Genomic DNA, 25,032 nt, shown 5'->3' on the forward strand with positions numbered 1-25,032 from the left:
CTTCCTTTTTTGGTTTTTATAACTCTTCCACATCCTTTTGATTCTAAAACAACTCAAAAAAAGCGTCGGACCCTACTTAGGTCCGACGCTGTATCTATTATTGTTTCTCAAAAAACATTTTTCAAGCTTCTTCATTTATTGAGCTTTTAAATTATCTGAAGTTATAAGTTCTGATTGGTTATTAATCTCTGTAAAGTGATCAGGTGCAATTCTTGCTTTAACTTTCATAGCAATCATATACACAATTCCTGCAGCAACAATGGATTGAACGGCAGGCAATCCAAATGAATACACGTATTGTGTGAAGTATCCAACCAGAGTTCCTACTACTAATGCGATGGTTGCCATCCAGTTCCATCCTTTGTTGTCGACCCACTGCTGTTTTCTTATAAAGAAGAAGTCAGCCATCATAACACCAGCTATGGCTGGATAGATTAAAGCAGTCATATATAAGAAGTCCATAAAATAATCAAGGATCCCCGCCAAAGCAACTCCTATAGAAACAATAGTACCAGCTAATGTAAGAAGTGCTCTTCCCTTATTAGAGTTCACATTTAGCATGTTAGCTAAAGCCAAGCCCATACTATAATTATTTACTAATTGACTCGTCCAGGTTGCTAACCATAAGATGAGGAAGCCCCAGATCGGGAATCCTAAATTCATCATGACATTGACAATATCTGCATCGCCTACTCCTATGGACATAATGGCACCAACATAGAATAGCGGGAAACCTACTGCAATGATTCCTAATGGAATGAGTACGTTGTCTTTTACTTTCGGTTTTGCATAGCGAGTATAATCGGAGGCAATAACCCATTGAGAAACGTTAATACCGATGACTAAACTAACGGCAGCAAGAAAAGTCATTTGCGGTTCAGGGCTCCAGGATGAGATCTTTTCCCAGCCGATATTTTTTAAAGCATAGAAGATACCGCCCGCAATTAAAAGAAGGCCAGCTGGGACAGCTAAGTAATCAGTCCATTTCATAGATGAGTAGCCAATAATGGACGGAAGTGCAAATAGCAGACCAGCTATGATTGTTACGAGTGCCCAAAGGAACCACTGCGTCTTATAGTCAATTCCAAACATTGCTGAAATGGCATTTCCGGCAACTGCCGTCTGCAAAGCCCACCAGCCCATTGAAACGATAAAGATAGTCAATCCTACGATAAACCGTGCCTGGGTTGAACCAAAGCTGGTTCTGGCAATTACGGAAGAGGAACGGCCAGTTTTAGCCCCAATATAGCCTGCGAGGGCATTACCGATCCATTGGAAGACAAAGAGAGCTGCTGCCAAAATCCAAAATAGCTTTCCGAGTCCAAAACTGGCTGTTAACGTGGCACCTACCATTAATACCGGAATTGTAAATTCCAGTCCCCCAAATATAACAGCGGGTGAAATCCAGTGCTGCCTCTCATTCATTGGAACGGAAGCAAGAGCTTCATCTTTTCCACTGCTTTTCCTTAAAGACACATCTTCCATTTCTATTCAACTCCTTCAAATTTATATCGGAATATTCTGTAAAATTCTTTTATAATAAAGACCTTGCCCAAGCAAGGTCTTTATGGTGAATGATGCTAACCAACCAGCACCCAAACAATTTCACAATCCTCTTCACTGTCATTATAGGCAATATGCTCTTGCCCTGCAGGAATATAAGTTGCTTCCCCACTTGACACCCGATACGTTTTTCCATTGGTTTCTGTTACTATAGAACCTTTAACGATAATGGAATATTCGTTCTCACTATGATTAGAAACTCCAGTCAGCGGAACTCGCTTCCCCGGTGGAATAACAACTGTACCCACTTTCAAGTCTCCAGCCAGAGCTTTTTGTGAAAATACCGTTTTAAGTGGAACAGCCGCATTTGGGTCCGGGTTAATTTTCTCTATATTTAATACCTCCACTTTATTTCCCCCTCTGCAGACGATCTTCTGTTAAACCTTCAACTTCATATGTTTTCTCATTTACTATTACCCCAAAGCTTTCATTTGCCTGTGCAGCAGTAATATAGCCATTTTTCACATCCTGGGCTACTTGATCTGCAGGGCGTTTATATGGGTCTCCATAGCCGCCGCCTGTAGCAGTTACCAGTTTAACGACATCACCTTTATTCAGCGGATACCTCGGATAAATTCCAAAAGGACCATCTACATCCCCGTTGGCTTTTTCAATATACACCTCATTCGCTGAACCTTCTTGGCCATCCTTCATTCCCCAAGGAACAAACTTATTTCGTCCAAATGTTACGGAAACCATTTGGTTGTCACTTAATGCTTTATAGGAACGAATGACACCAGAACCGCCTAAATATTCCCCTGCTCCGGCACCATCTGTATGAAGGCTGTACTCGTCAACCATTACACCATACCTTGTTTCTGCAACTTCCACCGGGACATTATAGGTTTCTCCATCCCCAATACAGAATTGTCCTCTGGCTCCATCCTGACCTTCAGAAGCACCCCAGCCTCCAACAGATGGTTCAACAATTAAGAAAGGTTCATTTGTATCCTGATGCTGCCCTGATAAAACAACTGAACAAACAGATAATAAATGTCCCGCATTAAGCCTATGAGGAACAACCGGTGCAAGAGCTTTCCATATCAGATCTGCTCCCGCTAGCATACTCTCCCAATAGATTGAAACAGGCGCAGGACGTTCGGCGGAAAGAACAGATCCCTTATCCGTAATAACTTCTAATGGGCGGAAAACTCCATCATTTGCATCCTGCGAAGGATTTGTAATCGCAAGGAAAATCGTTCGTACAGCAGAAACCAGTGCTGTATAAGAACAGTTAACAGGTCCTGGAACCTGAGGATGACTGCCTCTAAAATCTGCAACGAATTTATCATCTGTTATGGTTACTTTCACTTTTATCTTGAAAGGGCCATTTCCAAAACCATCATCATCAATAAACCCTTCTGCGTTAAAAGTACCTTTTGGCAATTTACTTAGTTCCTGACGTGCAAGCTGTTCGCCGTGATCAAGCAGATAATCTACTGAAGATAAAAATAATTCTTTCCCATGTTTTTCACATAATTCCTTGACTCGTTTTTCACCTGTTTTCAGTGCTGCAACCTGTGCCCACATATCCCCTAAAGATAATTCAGGAAAACGCACATTGGCTTCAATGATATCGACAATCGCCTGATTTATTTCACCTTCATTAAAAAGTTTTACACTCGGAAATTGTAAGCCTTCCTGAAAAATATCTGTAGCATCGTTACTGAAGGAACCTGGATCTTTTCCGCCAACTTCTGTCCAATGTGCTTTATTGGCCGAAAAAGCAACAATTTCCCCATCAAAGAATATTGGCATGACCAATCCAACATCCGAAAGGTGTGAACCGCCACCACCGTAAGAGTCATTAATGATAATGATATCGCCCTCTTTTAACTTTCCATCACCAAACTTCTTGAGTGTTTGCTTAACCATGTCAGAAAGCATCCCGATAAATCCGGTTACACCATTTCCCTGTGTCAAAAGCTGTCCCTTCGCATCGGTCAGGCCGCTGGCGTAATCCAATACTTCGTAAATAATCGGGCTCATTGAGGTTTTAGCAAGGGCAATAAACATCTCATCTCCAATAGCAACCAGTGAGTCTTTCACAATCTCAAGTGTAAATGGATCTACTTTACTCCGAACAATCTGTGTCATTTATTCCACCCCTGTTTCAATGATTAAATTCCCATACTCATCTACAGTTAAGGATTGATCAGGATAGATAACTGTAGAAGCAGACGGTTCCTCTACAATGGCAGGTCCAGAAATTTTCATGCCTTTACCAAATAAACTGCGGTAGTAAACCTTCGTTTCAACCCATCCGCTGTTCTCGAAATATACTGGACGAGTTTCTTTGTAAGCCTCTTGCTCATCTCTGCTTGTAGAGGTTAATCTTTTTAGTTCAGGCTTTAATACCTTCCCGAATGCTGTTAGGTGCAGGTTGACAATCTCTGTCGGAGTCCCTTCAAGCTTAAAGGTGTAATGCTGTTCGTGCAGATCTCCAAAGCGTTCAACTACTTCTGAAATGGTTTCTTCAGACCATTCCCCATTCGGAACAGGAACCTTTACAGTATGTTCTTGACCTAGATAGCGGATATCTGCAAATCTTGTAAATAACACATCTTCTTCTGAAACTCCCTCTTCTTGATATTGCTTAAGTGCTTGAGTTTCAATTGAATTCCATTCTTTATTTAGCTCACTAGGATCTAATTGATTTAATCTTCTTATATATGTCTGGATATAATCATGTCTTAGGTCAGTCATGAGCATGCCCCATGCCGAAAATACCGAGGAAGCAACAGGAACAATAACCTTCTTAACACCCAGCTCTTTAGCCAGTGCAGGTGCATGCATCGATCCTCCGCCGCCAAAAGCTACCAGCGAGAATTCACGAGGGTTATGGCCCTTTCGAACAGAAATAAGCTTTAATGCATTCAGCATATTGGAGTTTGCAATTCGAATAATGCCTAATGCAGCATCCTCAACAGACATTCCAAAATGATCGGCAACCTTCTCTTTAATGGCAGCCTTCACTTTATCCAAATTTACTTCATAATCAAAGTTTTCTGGTGAAAGTCTTCCCGTAATCAGGTTAGCGTCAGTGGTTGTTGGCTCCGTACCACCTTGACCATAGGCAACTGGTCCAGGCAAAGCACCTGCAGATTGAGGACCAACCTTTAAAGAACCCGCTCCATCTATCCATGCAATCGAACCGCCGCCATTTCCAATCTCCACGATATCAACAACCGGCACTTTTATTGGATACCCAGCACTGCGCTCATTTTTTTCAATGAAATAATCAGTAGAAACTTTTACCTCTCCCTGATTAATCAGGGAGCACTTTGCTGTAGTCCCGCCGATATCAAAGGCAATAATATTCTTTTCATCCAGGATTTCACCAAGTACAGCTGCACCATATATCCCGGCAACAGGTCCAGACTCTACCATATTAATAGGCGTTTGCTTTGCACTATTGAAGGTAGTTGTACCGCCATTTGACTGCATAATGTAATTTTGGCTATCAGTCTCGTTTTCTATTAATTTATTATGTAACCGGTTCACATAGGATGCAGCAATTGGCTTTACATATGAATTAAGAACAGTCGTACTAGTTCGCTCATATTCCCGCCATTCTTTTGTTACCTCATGTGATGCCGTGACAGCCACTTCTGGCAACAGCTCTTTTACCAAATTTACAGTCTCAATCTCATGAACTGGATTTACATAGGAATGCAAATAGGCAACAGCTATCGCTTCTACTTCTTGTTCCTTGAAATAGTGAATAATTTCTTTTAATTGATCTTTATTTAACGAAGACAGCACTTCTCCCTTATAATTTAAGCGCTCTTCTACTTCCTGACGTAAATACCGCTCAACAAATGGAACCGGCTTTTGATACCTGACGTTAAATAAATCCGGACGATTTCCACGGGCAATTTCTAGTACATCCCTGAAGCCTTTAGTTGTAATTAGACCTGTCTTTACACCTTTTCGTTCAGTAAGGGCATTAATAATAACAGTGGTGCCATGAATAAAAGTCTGGATAGCTGTTTGATCTATCCCGCTTTTCTCAATAACATCGATAACTCCCTTTTCAAAATTAGGAGGTGTGGTATGGCTTTTGGCAACCCCAATCTCACCTTCTTCATTGACATAAACAAGGTCAGTAAAAGTTCCGCCAATATCAGTAGCTACACGCATGATACTCCACCTTTCTGTATTTATAGATTTATTTATAAAGGCCAATTAAAAAATAACTGGCGTTAAAACACAAAGTAATTTTGATTCTTCGCTTATCGGATTTTCAACTGTATGCGGGTAAGTAGATGGGAAATGAATGGAATCACCTTCTCGGATAATGTATTCCTTTCCATCTACGTGAAAAATAACAAGGCCCTTTAATACGTAATAATATTCCTCGCCTGCGTGGCCAAATTGCTGTGTCTGTTTTTGGTTGGGTGCTAATGTAACCAAAAGCGGCTCAAGGCTTCTGCCTGGAAAATCACCATTCACTCGGACATAAGTAAATTCCGACCCCTTGATATTAAATGGCTTATGCTCGCTGGACTTCACCATGAAATTCTGATTCGGTTTCTCGTCTTCGAAAAACTCAGAAATTTTTACATTCAGTGCATCCGCAATTTTTTTCAATGAAGTAATAGCTAGGGAAGTTGTTCCTCTCTCAACTTGGGAAAGAAAGCTGATTGATAAATCAGTGCGTTCACTTAATTCTTTTAAGGTATAGCCATTCTGAAGCCTTAAATCTTTAATTTTCTTGTAAATTTCATCCATAATGAACTCCTTTGAAGCAAAACTGTAAAATTATAGTGTTAGTGTAAACGATTTAAGTATTACTGTAATTAAGAGTATGATAGCATATTAATTTTTGAATTGAAAGAAAATTTTAAATTAAGAAACAAGAAACAATTATCTTTTGATTATATCTACATTCTATAAAGTGTTCGGTGGTCAGCTAGATTTAACTTTATTGTTCACTCCATTTGTGATAAAGAAATTCCCAAATCAAATATCTTTTATTAAATCTAAAAGCCTAAAAATAAAAAAGCCTGCTCCCTGAAGATATTTTTTCTGGAAACAGGCTTTTAATACTCACTTAATAGCATGCTATATTAAATGACATACTTCTCTATGATGTTTTTCTTTATTTCAATAGTGGGTAATTCCTTTCAGAAAATTTCTTAAGCGCTATGATTACTCTGAGGTTGTATACAAAACCCATTATACAATCTCAATGAAATTTATTGCGCAAAAAGGAAATCCGTTCAACAGAGAAATTTGGTTTTTTTAATTTCGCACCTATGCTAAAGTCCACCATTAACTCTGCTTAACAACCATCTCTTCTGCCATTTTACTAACCAACGTGTACAATTTTTCAATACGGTCAATTAGTAATATATAATTAAGCCCTCTTCATATACTTTTAATTGGCTAAGGATATTTTTTAAAGAAAAAACTCCCATAATCCATATCTTTTTTCCCATGGTATAATATACAGTTGTATTATGCATTTTTTGTAAAAAAATGTAGTTTTTGCTGAAAGGATGATTATTTTGATTAACACTGATTTACATATAGATAAAACAGTCAGGTTATTTACATATCTAAAGGAACTTTCTTTATTAAAAGCCCCACTGGTTAGAGATCTACAAAACTACGAGAACTACGTATTTTTAAATGAAATCCCAGATGAAAATGGTTGTATTTCACCGCTTATTTCAAAAGTAAAAGATACTTGGGTGGAAATCAAAAAACCAATGAAGCCAGTTTTTCCTCATCCGCCTAAAGCTTTAATGGACTGGTTAAGCTCTTCTTACAAACCGGAAGACATTACTGAACCTGCCCTTCTGGAGAAAATCCCGAATCCTGATTTTCAGGAGGATGAAGAACAGGTTGAAGCTGATTCTGAGGCTGAGCAAAAATATTTATACCTGGAAGATCATTCAGATATACAGCGTACGTTTGATTTCTACTTAGCAGGTAAATGGAATGTGTGGAAAGAGGAATTCGAACGCTATGAAAAAGTCCAGGATATTTACACAAAGTTATTCTCCATTTATCAAAAACAGAAAAAGCTCGGGGATCAGTATGAACTTATAGCCGCTGTTGGGCTATTGAATTGGAAAGATCCTAATGGCCAAGTCATCCACAGGCATATAGTAACCGCTTCATGTGCGTTTCAATTTGATGCCAATAATGGAATTATACGAGTAATGCCATCATCAGAAGGAATTAAGCCTGAATTAGAGCAGGATATGCTCGAATTAAGCAGCAGATTAGATAACAAATCTTTATTGCCTATTGCGGAAAAATTAGAAGAATTACAGGAGTCTTTCTGGAATCAAAATTTATTAAATTCAATTTGCAGGTCCTTTGCTTTTTCATTATCGTCAAATGGAACATTCCATGAAAATGAGTTGGCCAATACCAGGGAAACATATAAAGAACCTAGCATTTTTTACAGTCCTGCCCTTATTTTAAGGAAGCGGACTGAAAAAGGATTTCAGCAGGCTTGTAATACAATTGTAGAAAATGTGAAGGAGTCAGGAGAAGAAGTTCCTCAAGGTATAAAGAGGATTTTTGAAGAAATTGATGATTTCCATCAGTCTGCCGGCACCCAGGATAACCAATCAGCCGGTACCCTGCCAGTTGATTCGACTATTTACTTCCCTCTTGAAGCAAATGAAGATCAACAAAAGATAATCAAGAATTTGGAAACCAGAAATGGAGTTTTAGTCCAGGGACCTCCTGGTACAGGAAAAAGCCATACAATTGCCAATCTGATTTCTCATTTGCTTTCTACAGGGAAAAGAGTGCTCATAACCAGTGAAACGGCAAGAGCTCTTAAAGTATTAAAAGGAAAAATTCCAGAAGAACTGCAAAGTCTATGTGTTAGCTTACTTGGCGCCGATTCCAAATCCTTCAAAGATTTAGAAAAGGTCGTTCAAACGATTTCAAACAAGCGTGATACCTGGAATTCAGAACTGATGTCCAATGAGATTGCTGAACTGACAACTCAACTTAAAGAAATGCGTAAAGAGAAAGCAATCCTGCAAAACAAAATGCGATCAATCAGGGAGAAAGAAACATTTCAGCATAATCTGCTAGATGGAAAATACCAGGGAACAGCCCAAAAGATTGCTATGACTATTAACGAAGAACAAGACTACTACTCCTGGCTCAAAGACCAGGTTAAAATGGATGCCGAATGCCCTATTACCAGCTCTGAGGCAGCAGAACTCCTGGAATTATTATCTCTTCTAAATGAGAATATTCAGGAGGAAATTCAATTATCATTTCCACCTCATGATCTATTAGATGATGAAGAAACATTCACAAGAAATGTGAAGCGTGAATCTTCCTTAAATGAAGAAATTAAAAACTACGAAATCGCAAATCAAGATAAACTTGAGATACTTTCAAGCTTAAGTAAAGACCAGCAAGCTTTGCTCAATAAATTACTTAATGAGATGTCTTCCCTATCCAACCAGATTGCAATGAAAAAGCAGCAGTGGCTATCTTCAGCTTTCCAGGATCTTATAGGGAATAGGTTCAGACCCTGGGAAGAGTTTTATACACAGGTCATCGAATCACTTAGTAAGATCAAGGGTCTTGCATCAAAGCATAGTTTAACTGAAATTCATGGTACTGACCAAGTTCCATTATCTCAGCTTCTGTCGGACGTATCCTTACTTCATGCTCACTTGAAAGAAGGAAAAGGACTCGGCGTCCCTTTAATGAGACCTAAAGTCGTGAAAGATGCCTGGTATATCGTGAAAGATGTCCGAGTTGATGGCCGAAAATGCGATTCCGTCGAAACGGTAGCTTTTTTAGAAGAAGCAGTAACAGTAGATCATACTTTAAATCGGATTGGTAAAGTGGTCCAGGATCAAATAAAGATTGAACAGAACTTTGGACAGTCCAGATCACTAAATGCAGCGAATATAGAAGATTTAATCGAGCCATTCAACCTATTATTGGATTATAAACAATTAATGGAAAAAATAACAAACGATTTCGGGCATATTCATTTATTTGAGGAACTCGCTATTACCAATGAAGAAATTGCTTCTCTACTAACTCAGCTTGAATTGTTGAATCTAAAAGAAGAATTAAACGAAATCCAATTGAAAATGAACTCTCTTATCGGAAACATTCAGCAGTCGGTAGGTACAAACGAACAACATCAGGTTGTTGGTGATTTAATTGATTCAATTCGGAACAGAGATTCTGAAAAATACACAAAAAATATTAAACTCATCCATGAACTAGATGAGTATGGAAGAAAAAGCAGCAAGTGTGAAGCATTATTACAGAAGCTTAAGATTTCGCTTCCTAAGCTATATTCAGATCTTCTTGTTTCTTATGAGGAACCTGTTTGGAAGGAACGGTTTATACATTTGCCAAATGCCATGAAATGGGCAAAAGCAAAAAGTTGGCTGATTGATTTCTCAAATACAGATGAAAAGTCACTTACAAAAGAACTGAATGATTTAGACAAACGAATAAAATCGACAATAAGCAGGTTAGGAGCTAAAAAAGCCTGGTATTCTACATTAGGTTCCATGACTGAAGGACAGAGGCAGCACTTGCTTGCCTGGACTACCTCGATGAGAAAGGTCGGGAAAGGAACCGGGAAAAATGCTCACATCCATCTCAAAGATGCCCAAAAACATATGTCTGAATGCCGGGATGCCATTCCAGCTTGGATCATGCCGTTATATCGAGTGTTTGAAACGTTTGATGTAAAACCTAACCTCTTTGATGTTGTCATCATTGATGAGGCCAGCCAATCCGGTCCAGATGCAGTTATTCTGCAATATATTGCAAAGAAGCTGATAGTCGTTGGGGATGACAAACAGATCAGTCCTGAATATGTAGGGATTAAACGTGAAGATGTTCAATATCTGCGCAACCAGTATCTTAGTGACTTCAAACTTGCTGACATGCTAGATATTGAAAATTCTTTCTTTGATTTGGCAAACGTGTTATTTGGCGGAAGAATTACGTTAAGAGAACATTTCAGGTGTATGCCGGAGATTATCGAATTCTCCAACAGGATCAGCTATTCAAATACACCATTAATTCCGTTAAGACAATACCCGCCTAACAGGTTAGAACCAATTAAATCTGTTCATGTTCCGTCCGGCTATCGGGAAGGATCTGGTTCAAAAGTGGTTAACCAGCCTGAAGCAGAAGCATTAGTGAGCCAAATGAAGGAGTGTATAAATAACCATATTTACAAAGATAAATCCATGGGTGTTATTTCGCTCCAAAATGAAGGGCAGGCACAGTTAATCGAAAGGCTTCTGGTTGAAGAAATCGGAACGGAAGAAATTGAAAAAAGAAATATTATCTGCGGAGATGCCTATGCTTTCCAGGGGGATGAGCGGGACATTATGTTCATCAGCATGGTAGCCGCCACTGGTCAAACAACGATGAGAGCACTAGCGACTGAAAAAGATAAAAGAAGATTCAATGTTGCGGTCAGCCGTGCAAAAGACCAGTTATGGCTCTTCCATTCACCGACAGTTAATGATTTCCGAAATAAAGAATGTTTCCGTTATCAGTTAATCTCCTATTGTGAAGACCCAGCCATTGAAATATTGGAAGCAAACCGTTCCCTTTGTGAAAGTGACTTTGAAAGATCAGTCTTTGATCAAATCACTGCGAGAGGATACAAAGTCATCCCTCAACATGAAGTAGCTGGCTACCGAATTGACATGGTCATTGAAGGGCAAAAAGGCAGAATAGCAGTTGAATGTGACGGAGACCAATGGCATGGTCCTGACCGGTACGATTATGATATGAACCGCCAGCGTATCCTTGAACGCTGCGGATGGACATTCTGGAGAGTCAGAGGCAGTGATTATTACTTTAACCCTGAAAAAGCTCTTTCCTCTTTGTGGGATACATTAAAATATTATGATATTGAACCTATGCATGCTAAAGAAAATGGTGAATCAAATATGAAGGAAAGTTCATCTCATCAGACGGAGCCAACATTAACTGCAAGCGGCGAGATTGCTGCTGGATTAGAACTAGTCATCTCACCACAAACGGAAAAGAATATTTCCAATAACGAATTACTACGTGAACAATACGATGATGAAAAGACAGTAATAACCCAAACGGAATTAGATAATTCATCTAGGGAATCAAAAAACAGCACAGCTGTAATTGATAAAACAGCAACATCCAGAACAGGTCTTAAACAATACCTTGAAAATCTAGGGTACGAAGTGGTTGATAAAAGAGAAAAAGGCGGAGCACTATGGCTAATCGGCGATCAAGAGTTAACTGACTTGATAGAAGAGCTGAGAAATCAAAAAATAACCTTCACCTTTGCATATAATGGGAGTAAATCAACCAATAAAAGGCCTGCCTGGTTTACTAGTTATCAGGGGTAAAAGAAAGAACCGATCATATTGGTCGGTTCTTTCTTCTTCACATTTTAATATATTCAATAAAAATTGCCTGCTTCATATTACAGTAAAGCTAGCAAAACTCGACAAAAAGAAAACTTTATATGGTGCTATATGAAATTGCTGCCCCACTGCCAAATCCTTTTACTATTTCATCTTCGAATACTTTAATTCTGTCAAATGTTGATTGGCTAACTTCTTCCCCTTCAAATCTCTGTCGCAAATAATTGATAGGGTGATAACCAATTCGCTGAAGTCACTTCTATATAACGACTAGATAAAAATGCCGGATCCATCATTAGGTTTACAACTAATTTATATTTCATTAAACTTAAAGCAAGTAAAAAAGAAAATATAAATTGGAGGACAATAGTGAAAAAAGCAATCAAGGTAGTAGCAGCGATCATTGAAAATGATGAAAATGAAATTTTATGTGCCTTAAGGTCCCCGGAAATGAGTATTCCAAATATGTGGGAGTTTCCAGGCGGTAAGGTAGAGAAAGGTGAAGACCTTTACGAAGCGTTGAAAAGAGAAATCAAAGAAGAAATGAATTGTGTCATACATACAGAAGGAATATTTAATGATCATACACATGAATACGATAATTTCACAATTAATTTAATTGCAATAAAGGCAAAATTAATTGAAGGAACACCAACTGCAACTGAGCATTCTAAGCTTGTCTGGTTTAAACGAGAAAATCTTAAATCTCTAGTTTGGGCACCAGCAGACATACCCGCGGTTGAACAACTGATTCAAGAAAAAAATAGTCTTCTTATCTAAGAAGACTATTTTCACCCTATTCAGCAGTAAGATATTTATACATATCATATTCCACTGGGGTTTCCATGATCATATTCATATTGACAATTGGCTTTTCCCCTTTATCAGTATGAATAGTAGTTTGTGTGACAGTGTCAATAATAGGTGAAGCTTTTCCAAGATAATAGGAATCTGTACCTTCATCATCGTCTTTTTTTATAAAGATATGAATTTCAATACCTCGTTCCTCAGCATGAATAATCGGCTGCAGTTCTTTCGATTCAATCACGCGGCTATTTCTAGAAAACCACAATAATGTTTCTTGATTAATGAGAGCATCCTCGTAGGCAATACTCGCTTCAACTGATTCATCTTTATGATACGTGATAAAGATAGGGCAAGTACCATGCTTCGTTTTATACCCATACATAGTTCCTTTTTCGTCATTCTCCCAATTTAATAGCCTACACACGTCTTTTTTCGAGTATTTTTCGTACAGCTTTAAGGGTTCGTTACTCATGTATTTTTTACTGATTTCGAAAGCAGTCTCACATATATCACGCAAATGTAATTCTAATTCCTTATTTTTAATAAAATAATTATTTATCTTTTCTCCGAATTTATAGCTTCCATTCTCCAATACAATGATTTCTTCTCCACCATATTTAGCTTGGTCCGTTTTTGTAAAAAAGGATAAGTTAAATATACGCTCAATTGATTTTAATGTATTTTCGTCAACATAGCAGTTATTCTCTTTTAAGATATTCAGGTAATCTTGAACGATTATTTCACCATTTATTAATAATTCATTTAACAAGATAACCTCATGCAGTCTTTTTCCATTCATCACTTCAATTGACAGCATACTAATCACTTTTAATTCGTACTCAGAAAGACTTGTAGAAATCTTATCTACTACCTTTAAAAATTTTGGGTAGGTTGTATATTCATTAATAATGACATTTGGATCGATTGAGTTATAGGTTGTATAATCAACTAATCTTGGAACGCGGCCAATTTTATTCTTTAATTCTAAATAAGCATCCTTTAATAACTTTTTTGTCTGGGATCCCATATCATTAATTGCATCAAAAATTCTTTTCCTAGCTACCTCTTCAAAGTTAACCGTTGAAACTCCCTTAATAAAACTGGTATTTTTAGTATATCTGCGTGTTGTATCTTCATTTACAGATTTATCACCTGAGAGAGCAATCGGAATTAAAAAGTTATTTTTATAGTTACCAATAAAATCAATGATAGTGACAAATTCTTTAGAATCGTGTTTGCGTAAACCCCTACCTAATTGCTGAATAAAAATAATACTTGATTTGGTTTGTCTTAGCATCACGACTTGATTTATACTCGGAATATCAATTCCCTCGTTAAATATATCCACAGTGAGAATATAATCGATTATACCAGCCTCTAATTGATTTACCCTTCTTTCTCTCTCTTCCTGGGAATCCTCTCCTGTCAATACAACGGTATTGAAGCCTTTTTCATTGAGCAAGCGCGATAACTCTTTTGCTTCATCCTTACGACTACAAAACATAAGCCCTCTGACCTTTTCTCCAGAAGCCCCATAATAAATGATTTTTTCAATAATATGCTTAACTCGCTCTTCTGTTACCAGGTCACTCAACTTTGAAGCATCATCAATTAATTTCCCATCATACTCAAAGTCAGTTACTCCAAAGTAATGGAAGGGACAGAGCATATCTTCCTCAAGTGCTTCCTGTAAACGAATCTCATATGCGATGTTATAATCAAATAGCTCAAATATGTTAAAATGATCTGTTCGTTCCGGAGTAGCAGTCATTCCCATCATAAATTGTGGAGTAAAGTACTCCATAACTTTATGGTAAGAGCTTGCTCCCGCTTTATGTACCTCATCTATTAAAATATAATCAAAGTCATCTTTAGCAAACGAAGACAAGTGCTCTTCTTTAGAAATAGATTGTATTGTAGCAAATAAATATCTAGCATTCTTTTGACGAGTTGAACCGGAAAGAATACCAAAATCTTCTTCGAGACCGCCCAGAATTCTTCTAAAATCTTCCTTTGCTTTATTTAATATTTGTTCACGATGGACGATAAAAAGCATTCGTTTAGGAGCGAACCTTCGTACATCAAATGCAGACAAATATGTTTTACCTGTACCAGTTGCAGATATAATTAATGCTTTTTGCTTGCCTTCATTTCTTAAAGCCTGAATCTGTTCTAAGGCAGCCTGCTGCATTTTATTTGGAACGATTTTAAGTGAATCCTCTATAGCATTGCCAGCATATTGAGAAGAAGCTTCTCCAATTCGGTCAATAACCTTACTGTTTACCAAAGGCGTATACTGTTCCTCATAGCGATTAATCCAATCCTCAGTAAGCGGTGCTGCCTTTTCCCATATATCCTCAAATTGCTGCTTAAAATGGTGAATGAATTCTCCATTTTCATGTGAGGTAAGCTTTACATTCCATTCGTAATTCATTTTTATTGCATTAGCGGTTAAGTTAGAGCTTCCTACTATCAAAGAAAAGTGAGTTCTTTGTTTAAATATATAGCCCTTTGAATGAAAACCCTTAATATCCGTTAATCTAACCTCTACATTTTCAATCTTCATTAACTCTCTAAAAACTTTAGGATGATTAAAGCTTAAAAAAGTAGATGTCAAAATACGCCCTTTAATCCCTTTTTGCCTAAGATCCCATAAATAGGACTTTAAAGTTGCTAACCCACTTTCAGTGATGAAAGCAACTGAAAAAATAAATGATTCACATTGCTCTAGTTCTTCCTGTAACGAATTTAATACATACTCATTATGATCACTATTATTCAACAGTAATTTAGGCGGGTAATTTCCTTTATCAATCCTATCTGAGTTAATAAATCCTTTATACAAGGAATCTTCTAAACTTTGAATGAAAGTTGACATGTTAGTTATTCCTCCTGTATATCATTACCATTATTGTAAAGCATTTAGTTGATGATGAGTAGGAGGGATAGACAATATAATTGAGAAAGCTCCAGCAAAAAACACCCACTATGTATATAGTGGGTGTTAGTAATTGTAATTAATCTTAAAGAAAGTAGCTAGATTCAACTGCTCTTTTGTTCCCTCACTCGACATGTCCAGAGTGTATGTAGCAACACATGGGTGCTGGTGAGTATTTTTTGTATCAAAAAAACTTATTTGTCAGTAATCATCTCCGATTAAATACATATGTAAACCTAATTTTAATTTCTTTAAATCTTCTAGATCAATATCTCTGTCAAAAATCTCAAAATCTGCATCATTTAAGAAGCCATCAGGATCCTTACCTTTATTTTCATTGAAAAAATTAATTGCTGTGACCTGATTAATTACTTCCCTTAAAGTAGGCACAGAATCAAATTCCTGTACCTCTGAATTTACAACAACTTTTAAGCCTGTAGGAATTCCAACACTCCCCAATATTGGAGATACATTTGCTACATGATTTCCTGCACTCAGTCTTTTTAACTTTGTAACATCTAAAAAGCATGTCCAGTCTAACCAGTTATTTCTACGCCTAATAACACCATAATTTTCGAAACACGGAAATACCAACCCTACATGCGACCTTCCCGAAGCCCACCTTTGTAATAGATCCACTTGACCAAAAGTGCCAATATGTTTCAACTTCTTCTTAATTTTTAAATATCTAATTTTAGCTTTGTTATCAATTTTGAATTTATAAGTATTTGAACCCTTATTAAAAGTGTCTGGAGCTTTATATTGCAAGTACAAGGGAAAAGCATACTGTTTTAGTTGAGTATCAAAACCATATATAGCTTCACGCCGTTGTGTCGGTCCATAAGTCCAAACATCATATCCACTAGTAACAGCTTCATAATGCAGCTCTGAAGTTATATTTAGTTCAGCAGTTTTTTCTGATACTCTTGGCATAAACCGTCTCCTTAAAATCCTTCAGTTCTTTCACTAGAGCTAATTTCACTCCGTGATAAAAAGTATAACTATATATTCAATTATCAATAACTATTATATTTTTCGCTTCTTTTTTTAAATGCCTCTTCTGAACCTTCCATAATATCTAAAATTGCTCGCTTCACATCTGGATTATCTAATCCACCTTCTTTTCTAAGTTTCCCTTTTCCTTCATCAGTTTTTAATGCATAGATTAATTCGGCATCTCCATTCACTGGCAAATTAGCATTATGTGAAACAAGAATTATTTGACGCTTATTTTTCATCTTTCTGATGATTGGAACCAATTCATTATAAATAAAATCAGAATCAAGCTCATCCTCTGGCTGATCAATGATTATCGGCCCTGTGCCCTCTGTAAATAACAAAGTCAGTATCGCTGTATTTTTTTGTCCATCTGATAGGCCATTGTCTAAAAGTGATCCAGCTCTTGTTCCATCTGCTCTATATAATGTAATATCAATTGCATCTTGAATTCTTTTGTTTCGGAATTTTTCCCATTGTTCAAAATGATCATTCAAATGAGATTTTAATTCTTCATAAAAAGGATTTAATTCACTTGGTATTTTAGCTTCACTCTCTAACCATTCTTGTATAATAACCCATGGCGAAGGTGTTGTAGTATGTTGTTGAAACTGTGAGTACGCAAGTTCTCCAATGAACTCCCAGTTCCGTCCCAATTTAGACCGACCATCAATAGGGAATTCCATCCACAATTTCATATAGTGATTGAAATCACCCATGTAAATTATATCTATTTTTAAAAATGGAACATCGTTTCCATCAACAGTAACCTTTGGAATTGTGTCAATGCTAATCAAGTTATTTACCTTTGTTTGCCTAATTTCATGCTGCTTTTTCCAGATCTCATTTAATCTATCATGTAAATTTCCTTTTTCCGCTATTAATTCTAAAGTTCGAGTAAGTTCCTCCTCCTTTTTTACTATTTCCTGGTCTTTTCTGTTCAACTTTTGCTCTGTATCTTTTAGTAATTCAAATTCCTCTTCTGTAATACCTTTCGCCTTACACGCATCTTCGAATTCTTTTTCATTTATATCAAATTCATTTTTTAAACTATCCCATGAGTCATGGTTGTCAATTGCACTTAGTAAACTATTATTTAAATCCTCTTTCGTTTTTTGAATTTCACTTTTTATTGACTTAATAGCTTGAACAAATTGTTCCTTAATATAATTAATATATTCAGATTTAATTAGGTTTTCACTATCTATTACCATATTTTCATATTGTTCATTTATGGTTGTTAATGTTTCTACAAGTTGTTCTAAACTGCCATCAATCTCAGTTTTATCACTTCTAACTTTAGATACAAAATCTCTAGTTAGTGTTACTTTTTTCTTCTTTTCACTAAACTCCTTAACCGAAGTAAATGTATCCCACTTTCTTTTTAATTCTTCAAACTCTTGTTCCAATTCAATTTTTTCTTCCTTCAGACGCAAAAATTTCAGCTCACTTTGAATTAGAGAAATAAGTTTTTCAGCTACTTCTTTTTCTTGATTATTTTCCTCTTTCAACTCATTTTCAGAAATTCTATCGATTAACGGCATTAGTGAGGGCGAGTCTTGGCCCATTTGTGTAATTTCGCGCTGACTATAAATATTTATACCTAAGCTTTTAAATATCACATCTATATCTTTTACTTCTGTTCTAGAAGGTATTGTAACTTGTCCATTTGAAAAATGAAGGACATCTGTGAGACCGTTAGGGTCCTGCCAAGTCAATTTTAATATAGTATCTTGTTGAAGTGTGTTTTGTATTCTAGATAACTGTTCATTGAATTTAGATAAGGAATTTGTACAAAGTCTTATATACTCTAATATTGAAGACTTACCAGAACCCCTTCCCCCAATTATGCAGTTTAAATTTTGTGAAAAATTAATAGTTTGATTATCTAAGAAAGATACATCTCTAATTTCTAGCGAGGTTATCTTTCCATAATTATTACCTTCATTCGGAGAAGAGACCTGCAATTTAATCCTAGAGCTATGATCAATAAATGCCTGCCTTAATGAATCGATTGAAGGTTTTGAAAATTGAATCCAACTGTGTCTCTTTCCTATGAAACCTTTGTCACTTTCGTTTAAACTATAGCAATCTGAAGACATTACGGTCGCAATAGCTCTATCACGTTTCCAGTGTTCATGGCAATCATCACTAGATAGGATTATTTTTTTTATACCTCTCGGTAAGCTTTCTATTACTCTAGGGATTTCCATTACTAATAATCTTGGGTCTTTAAACATTTCTCTTTGGAAGTGATCCGTCATAAAGCTGTCATTCAACATTCCACTTTCAGCAAGCGGATGAGCAGCAACTACAATTCCAGGATAGTCCTTATGCTCTTGTATAAATGTAAGAATGCTATTAAAATCTTTATTTAAAGGAGTTATAGAACCATTAATTACTCTTCTTCTACTTGGTAAGCCAAGTTCTGTAACCATTTCATCTATTACATCTAAAGGGGTATTGAATTCGAATAAGCATAAGACATGCACCCCTAAACCTTGTGAAATCTCCACTTCAAAACCTGGGAAGATGACTAAAGGTTCACTATCCAAGGTCCTTGCCACTTCTTGATTTCTCTCAATTAATCGTTTTAGATAATCTTTACCAATAAAATTATGATCAGTAACACCTATAACCTTTAATCCTACCTCATGACATCTTTTTAAATATAAATCAACCGATTGATTTAGTTGTTCCTCAGTATACGTACTACCAATGTATGCATCACAATTTCTTACCCAATTATGCGGGTCTCCTGGTGTTTGCATTTGTAAATCACATTTTAACCATTTCATCCCATTAAACAAGAATATCACCTCTACACAATTCTAATACAAAATGCCAAAAAGTGTAAGATTCTTTAAAAATTCATCGAAAATTGTAACCTTTAAACACTGAATATTACTAAATTAAAAATAAATACATATCGAAACTGCAATTTGTGCGTAAATTAAAAGGCTAACTAATGAAATATTAGTTAGCCAAAAAAAGTCTACATATTAACAGCCTGCAACTTAGCTTGCTCTAATAAATCCTCAACAGCTATAGGTTCTTTGTTAGGTGGATAATCCCATTTACGTAATACCTTTTTAATGTATAACCTCATTCTTGCTTGAGCACTTTCTTTCTTATTCCATTCATGAGAGCGATGTTCTTTAATCGTCTTTGCTAAGTCTTTAGCAATATTGAGTTTATCTCATCTTGTAGTAATGACTTTATATCAGGATCTGAACCTAAAACAGTGAATTCTGAAGAATAGGAGGGCCTGTCCCCTCACTAAATAACGTATTAACGCAGCCGGGGTCAGGCCCTTTCTTCTTTTAATTGATGGTTATTAATCTTTCGATTTCCAGAGCTATTTGTTCCGGCAGGTTTAAGTTGGATCTATCAGATAGAACACCTTAAAAAAATAACCTTTGCAACCTTATTCGTAATGATTTCTTTTACTTTTCCGTTCGACATATGCCTAGATATATTTGATTTACTGCATCGAAGAGTTCCCAAATTTAACGCTAAAGGCTTATTGGTTTTTAGCCGAATTATAAAGTGCAAAAATAAATTTCAGGAAGATTTTACAAATACGAAATGTTATAATTATTTTTACGGTAAGGAGGTAACGTACTATGGGTGATATTAAATTATTTAGGTTAAACGGGGATAGCGTTAATGAACTAGAAGGGCAATCAGTTGCGGTTGAAAAATCGTTACAACATATAATAGAACGCCATTTAGAAACCTTTTTAGGTGTACGATTTTTGGCCTCTGAACATGGTACGGGTAAACGTCATGCAGGGCGTATTGATACGTTGGGCATTGATGAAAACAATTCACCCGTAATAATTGAATATAAGCGATCTATGAACGAAAATGTTATCAATCAAGGCTTGTTTTACTTGGATTGGCTACTAGACCATAAAGCGGAATTCGAATTGATGGTAATGCGTAGGTACGGTGCAAACGTTTCAGACACTATTGATTGGAGCAGCCCACGTTTACTATGTATTGCGGGAGGTTTTACTAAGTATGACGAACACGCCGTACAACAAATAAACCGTAATATAGAGCTTTATCAGTACAAACATTATCGTGACGGTCTATTATTACTAGATTTAGTTAACGCTACAACGGCACAAACCGTACATATTAGTGATGAATCTACCGCACCAACTACGGCAACTAACCGTAATACTAAGGTAAAAACTGTATCTGATTATTTAAATCAGGCTAATACAGAACTAACTGATAGATTTGAAACGTTAAAAGCCTATATGATGGCGTTAGGTGATGACGTCCAAATGAAAATACTCAAACATTATATAGCGTTTAAACGCATTAAAAATTTTGCTTGCGTTGAAGTACATCCAGGAACGGGTAAGATTTTACTTTTTGTAAAGGTTAAGCCAGGTAGTATTACGTTAGAAAATGGCTTTACCCGTGATGTATCAAACATTGGGCATTTTGGCACGGGTGACTTGGAAGTAACGATTTCTAACGGAGAAGATATAGAAAGGGCTAAACGCCTTATTAACATGGCTTATGATGTAAGTTAATGAAATGGAGTGTTTTTGATTAATGAAAGGTGATAAGTTTTTTATCCCAGGCATTTTTTTTGTTATAGCAATTGCAGATTTATTTTGGTTTGATGTAAATGTTATAACCCCTATAATTACTTTTGCAGGTTTTCTTTATGTTATTGAGGATTTTTTAAAGGAGAAGCCTAATTTAAAAAATAGCGTAAACATATTAGCTACGATTGTTTTAGGAATTGCAATATTAGTTTTCTTTAAAAATGATATTCCTAAAGAAAATTCATCTTATCCATATATAATTGGGTTTATTACATTTATGAAAAATTTTAGTGATTTTTTAACCATTCTTTCTGTAGTACTAGTAATAATTTATAAATTATATACAGCTGATAAAACTGAAAAATTTGAGAAATTAAAAATTAAACTTGAAAAAGAATATAGTGCTAGTGAAATACAATCTATATTAGAGGAAGGTCAAAGAGCAGTGGCTATTGATAAGAATAGCAAGGATGACTACGTTATTATCAGAAAGAACGGCTCAGTTGTTTTTTCAAGTTTTGGAAATGGCAACTCACCACTTGATCCTAATCATTTACATAAAGATTGGCGATTTAAAATAATGCTATAGTCGTCAAAGAAACGGGCAAGCAATTACGCAAGCCCGTCTTTTTTATTTGTAGTTAATAACTTCAAAGTTATTGATTCCATTCACATGTAAAAAAATGGAAATAATTGGTATTTAAAAAGGTTCGGTTTCTGCCAATTCCATCATTAATCAGAACCAGCTGTAAACGCTAGAATAAAGTTGACAGTTTTTGCTTGATAAGATTTTACACTTTTGCTCAATCACCCTACTGCTTTAGTAAAATAGATAGTGACGTTATTTTACTGGAGGTTAGGGTTTTTGGAGGAGAAGTTAGTGTTATATGTAATGATTCATGAACTTCATAAAAGAAAATTTAAAGTAGCACAAATCGCTAAGGAGCTTAAGATCTCAAGACCAACTGTCTATAAGTATTTGGAAATGACATTTGATGAAGCAAGAGCATACACCGAACAGCCTTTGGGGAAGAAGAAAAAATTAGATCACTATAAAGACTGGATACTTGCCTGGCTAGAAGAGTATCCTCACCTGAGTAGTGCTCAAATTCATGATTGGCTTTTGGAGAGATATCCCGACCTATTGGTCGGTGCAAGTACTGTGAGATCTTATGTGAAAGATATTCGTGAAGTCTATCAGATTGAGAAAAAGGTCAATGTCCGTCAATACGAAGCTGTTCCTGAACGACCAATGGGTAAACAACTTCAGGTAGACTGGGGTGAAACAAAACAGAAGACGACGGACAATAAAGAAATCAAACTGTACTTTATTGCCTTTGTACTCGCTCACTCCAGACATAAGTATATGGAATGGCAGGCACGTCCATTTACTACAAGAGATGCGATCAGGTGTCATGAAAATGCATTTCAATTCTACGGAGGACGAACAGAAGAAATCGTCTATGATCAGGACCACTTAATCACAGTGAGTGAAAATGCAGGTCAGCTGCTTTTAACAGCAGAATTTCAAAGCTATGTGAATGAGCGTAAATTCAAAGTTCACTTGTGTAGAAGAGCTGATCCGGAATCTAAAGGCATGATTGAAAATGTAGTGAAATACATAAAAGGCAATTTCGCAGACAGTCGAGTGTTTAGAGACATAGAAGATTGGAATGATCGAGCACTACAGTGGCTTCAACGTACGGGGAACCATCAGGTTCACCAGACAACGAAAAAAAGACCAGCAGAAGTGTTTCTCCTCGAAAAGCAACACTTACAGCCAGTCTCTTCGTTACTTTCATATGAAAGTACCAATAACCAAAGTATAACAAGAAGTGTAAGCAAGGACAACACGATCCGTTATAAGTCAAACCGTTATTCTGTTCCACTAGGGACTTATCAAACAATGTCTGAAAATCTTGTATGGATTGAAGTGACAGACGACGAACAACAAACGCTTGTGATACGTAAAGAAGCAAATGGTGAAATAATTACCGAACACTTTGTTAGCTTAGAAAAAGGAAAACTCATTCAAAACCGTCATCATACTCGTGATCGCTCAAAAGGGGTTGAAGAGCTTAAGCAACGTCTCATCTCTTACTTTGAAGATCAGACTCAGGCAGCTGCTTATTTTGATGAGATCAGCCAAAAATACCCGAGGTATCGTCGAGACCAGTTTGCGATCATCTACAAGGTGATTCAACAGTATCCAGCATTAATTGATACTGTGATGACCAAGTGCATGACAGAGAAACTATACAATGCGAATGAATTTCGTGATATCGCTCATCATCTTGATACATTGCGTGATGAACCAGTTAAAGAGGTACAATCCTTTTATGCCAATCCAGCAAAACATCCTCATATTAAGGCCTCTACCCGTTCTTTAAATGTGTATACTAGCATTTTAGGAGGTCGAGCATAATGAACAAGACGGTGCATGAATTACAAGATCAATTTCGTCAGTTACGTTTATCAGAGACTGCGGAGGAGCTGCCACAGCTTCTTCGCGAAGCTGAAAAAGCATCATGGACCTACTTGGAATTCTTAGAATCTATCACACGGTATGAATTAGCAAAACGTGAAGCGAAGAGCCTTGAAAAAAGAATGAAATGGGCACGATTCCCTTTCTTGAAGTCATTAGATGAGTTTGAACTTAAAGGTCAAAACGTTCTAACAGCCCGCCAGCTTTCTCAACTTAGAGAATTAAGCTGGTTAGAGCAACAGTATAATTTAATTCTCCTAGGTCCCCCTGGCATTGGGAAAACGTATATCGCAATTGGGCTGGGACTCGAAGCCGTTTACAGAGGATTCAATGTTTACTTCACTACAATGGGTGAGCTTGTGCAGCTTTTAAAGACAGAAGAATATCTGAATAAATCTAAAGTCCAACTCAAACGAATTAGAAATGCCGATCTTGTGATTATTGATGATTTGATGTACATGGCGATGGATCAGAGAGAAGCAAACTTATTTTTTCATTTAATTAATCATTTATACGAACGAAGTTCGATCATCCTTACCTCAAATAAAAGTCCAGATGAATGGGGTAATTTAATTGGAGATCAAGGCATTACGACAGCTATTTTGGACCGTTTACTTCATCGTGTGGAAGTCATACATGGTGGAGAGGATGAGGAAAGTCATCGGATGAAAAACCGAAAAAGCATTTTTTCAGCAGAAGTGTCAAAAGGAAACGAGCAAAAAGTGTAAAATTCGACTTGACGTCTACACCAGCTTATTTGTATCAAATTCTTTATTTACTAAGTTAGAAACCTCAATACTATCAGACTGTGCTCTATTGCGTTCAAACACCCCCTCTTTTACAATATTATCCTTTTAAATTATTATATCACCGCAATATCAGAAGCAAAATGATAGTTTACGGGTTGTTTGCGTACTTTGTACGGGTTTGGGTTAACTCTTTCCAACTTCCAGTTCCGCCAATCAAGCTATTAGACTTGGCATTACCCGAGGAAATACCGGTATTAAACTCTGACGCAAATTTGGTGAAATCAGTAGTAGTTTGATTGTTCAAGTCTTTTCGGTCGATGAGCACAATTGTACGATCTCCACCTGGCTTTCGAACTAATAACTTCTAAGAAAAGGGGCCTGTTCCCTCACTAAATAACGTTTTAACGCAGTCGGGGTCAGGCCCTTTCTTCCCATCAAAAAAATACACCCACTATTAATATAGTAGGTGGGATATTAAATGAGGAATGTTAATTTTAGATTTTAAAATGCTCATATAAGTACACTTGATCCAATT

Annotated in this window: 15 protein-coding genes and 1 pseudogene; 6 read left to right on the forward strand and 10 right to left on the reverse strand. The window is 36.6% G+C overall.

The genetic code is table 11. The features are described 5' to 3' along the window. Positions 1 to 135: 135 nt before the first annotated feature. The 5 genes from CE058_RS04720 to CE058_RS04740 form a co-directional block, all read right to left on the reverse strand. Positions 136 to 1,485: a purine-cytosine permease family protein gene (locus tag CE058_RS04720; RefSeq protein ID WP_163140606.1), complete on the reverse strand. Its 1,350-nt coding sequence runs from the start codon at positions 1,483 to 1,485 to the stop codon at positions 136 to 138. Between the two features lie 95 nt (positions 1,486 to 1,580). After that, positions 1,581 to 1,910 carry a cupin domain-containing protein gene (locus CE058_RS04725; RefSeq protein ID WP_163140608.1) on the reverse strand — a complete coding sequence of 110 codons (330 nt, stop codon included), beginning with the start codon at positions 1,908 to 1,910 and terminating at the stop codon, positions 1,581 to 1,583. A 1-nt stretch (position 1,911) separates the two neighbouring features. Next, positions 1,912 to 3,660 carry a hydantoinase B/oxoprolinase family protein gene (locus CE058_RS04730; protein ID WP_163140610.1) on the reverse strand — a complete coding sequence of 583 codons (1,749 nt, stop codon included), beginning with the start codon at positions 3,658 to 3,660 and terminating at the stop codon, positions 1,912 to 1,914. Beyond that, positions 3,661 to 5,706, reverse strand: coding sequence for a hydantoinase/oxoprolinase family protein (locus CE058_RS04735; protein WP_163140612.1), 2,046 nt, complete (start codon positions 5,704 to 5,706; stop codon positions 3,661 to 3,663). Between the two features lie 45 nt (positions 5,707 to 5,751). After that, positions 5,752 to 6,297, reverse strand: coding sequence for a helix-turn-helix domain-containing protein (locus CE058_RS04740; protein WP_163140614.1), 546 nt, complete (start codon positions 6,295 to 6,297; stop codon positions 5,752 to 5,754). A 779-nt stretch (positions 6,298 to 7,076) separates the two neighbouring features. Here CE058_RS04740 and CE058_RS04745 point away from each other — a divergent pair. Together CE058_RS04745 and CE058_RS04750 are read left to right on the forward strand one after the other, a co-directional pair. Next, the gene (locus tag CE058_RS04745; protein ID WP_163140616.1) at positions 7,077 to 11,933 is read left to right on the forward strand and encodes an AAA domain-containing protein; all 4,857 of its coding nucleotides are present in this window, start codon (positions 7,077 to 7,079) and stop codon (positions 11,931 to 11,933) included. Positions 11,934 to 12,320: 387 nt separating this feature from the next. Beyond that, positions 12,321 to 12,731: a (deoxy)nucleoside triphosphate pyrophosphohydrolase gene (locus CE058_RS04750; protein ID WP_113881642.1), complete on the forward strand. Its 411-nt coding sequence runs from the start codon at positions 12,321 to 12,323 to the stop codon at positions 12,729 to 12,731. Between the two features lie 16 nt (positions 12,732 to 12,747). Here CE058_RS04750 and CE058_RS04755 read toward each other — a convergent pair whose 3' ends face one another. The 4 genes from CE058_RS04755 to CE058_RS04770 form a co-directional block, all read right to left on the reverse strand. Then, on the reverse strand, positions 12,748 to 15,636 hold the full coding sequence (locus CE058_RS04755; protein WP_163140618.1) for a DEAD/DEAH box helicase: 2,889 nt from the start codon (positions 15,634 to 15,636) through the stop codon (positions 12,748 to 12,750). 261 nt (positions 15,637 to 15,897) lie between these two features. Then, positions 15,898 to 16,629, reverse strand: a complete 732-nt coding sequence (locus tag CE058_RS04760; RefSeq protein ID WP_163140620.1) for a hypothetical protein — start codon at positions 16,627 to 16,629, stop codon at positions 15,898 to 15,900. Between the two features lie 83 nt (positions 16,630 to 16,712). Then, positions 16,713 to 19,502, reverse strand: a complete 2,790-nt coding sequence (locus CE058_RS04765; protein ID WP_163140622.1) for a TrlF family AAA-like ATPase — start codon at positions 19,500 to 19,502, stop codon at positions 16,713 to 16,715. 185 nt (positions 19,503 to 19,687) lie between these two features. Beyond that, positions 19,688 to 19,879: a type I restriction enzyme endonuclease domain-containing protein gene (locus CE058_RS04770; RefSeq protein WP_353618128.1), complete on the reverse strand. Its 192-nt coding sequence runs from the start codon at positions 19,877 to 19,879 to the stop codon at positions 19,688 to 19,690. Positions 19,880 to 20,318: 439 nt separating this feature from the next. Here CE058_RS04770 and CE058_RS04775 point away from each other — a divergent pair, with 439 nt between their 5' ends. The 4 genes from CE058_RS04775 (at position 20,319) to istB (ending at position 24,476) form a co-directional block, all read left to right on the forward strand. After that, entirely contained in the window at positions 20,319 to 21,245 is a 927-nt protein-coding gene (locus tag CE058_RS04775; RefSeq protein WP_163140624.1) for a DUF5655 domain-containing protein, read from the forward strand. A gap of 22 nt (positions 21,246 to 21,267) precedes the next feature. After that, on the forward strand, positions 21,268 to 21,852 hold the full coding sequence (locus CE058_RS04780) for a hypothetical protein (protein WP_163140626.1): 585 nt from the start codon (positions 21,268 to 21,270) through the stop codon (positions 21,850 to 21,852). 291 nt (positions 21,853 to 22,143) lie between these two features. Beyond that, positions 22,144 to 23,688: an IS21 family transposase gene (gene istA / locus CE058_RS04785; RefSeq protein ID WP_163141123.1), complete on the forward strand. Its 1,545-nt coding sequence runs from the start codon at positions 22,144 to 22,146 to the stop codon at positions 23,686 to 23,688. Further along, entirely contained in the window at positions 23,688 to 24,476 is a 789-nt protein-coding gene (gene istB / locus CE058_RS04790; protein WP_035332672.1) for an IS21-like element IS643 family helper ATPase IstB, read from the forward strand. Before istA ends, istB begins: the two co-directional genes overlap by 1 nt. A 175-nt stretch (positions 24,477 to 24,651) precedes the next feature. Here the strand turns inward: istB and CE058_RS25010 are convergent. Continuing rightward, positions 24,652 to 24,861: pseudogene (locus CE058_RS25010) on the reverse strand (hypothetical protein); the annotation flags it as partial. Between the last annotated feature and the right edge of the window lie 171 nt (positions 24,862 to 25,032).

It is taken from the genome of Bacillus sp. 22-7 (assembly GCF_010628845.1).
Lineage (GTDB): Bacteria > Bacillota > Bacilli > Bacillales > Cytobacillaceae > Cytobacillus > Cytobacillus firmus_B.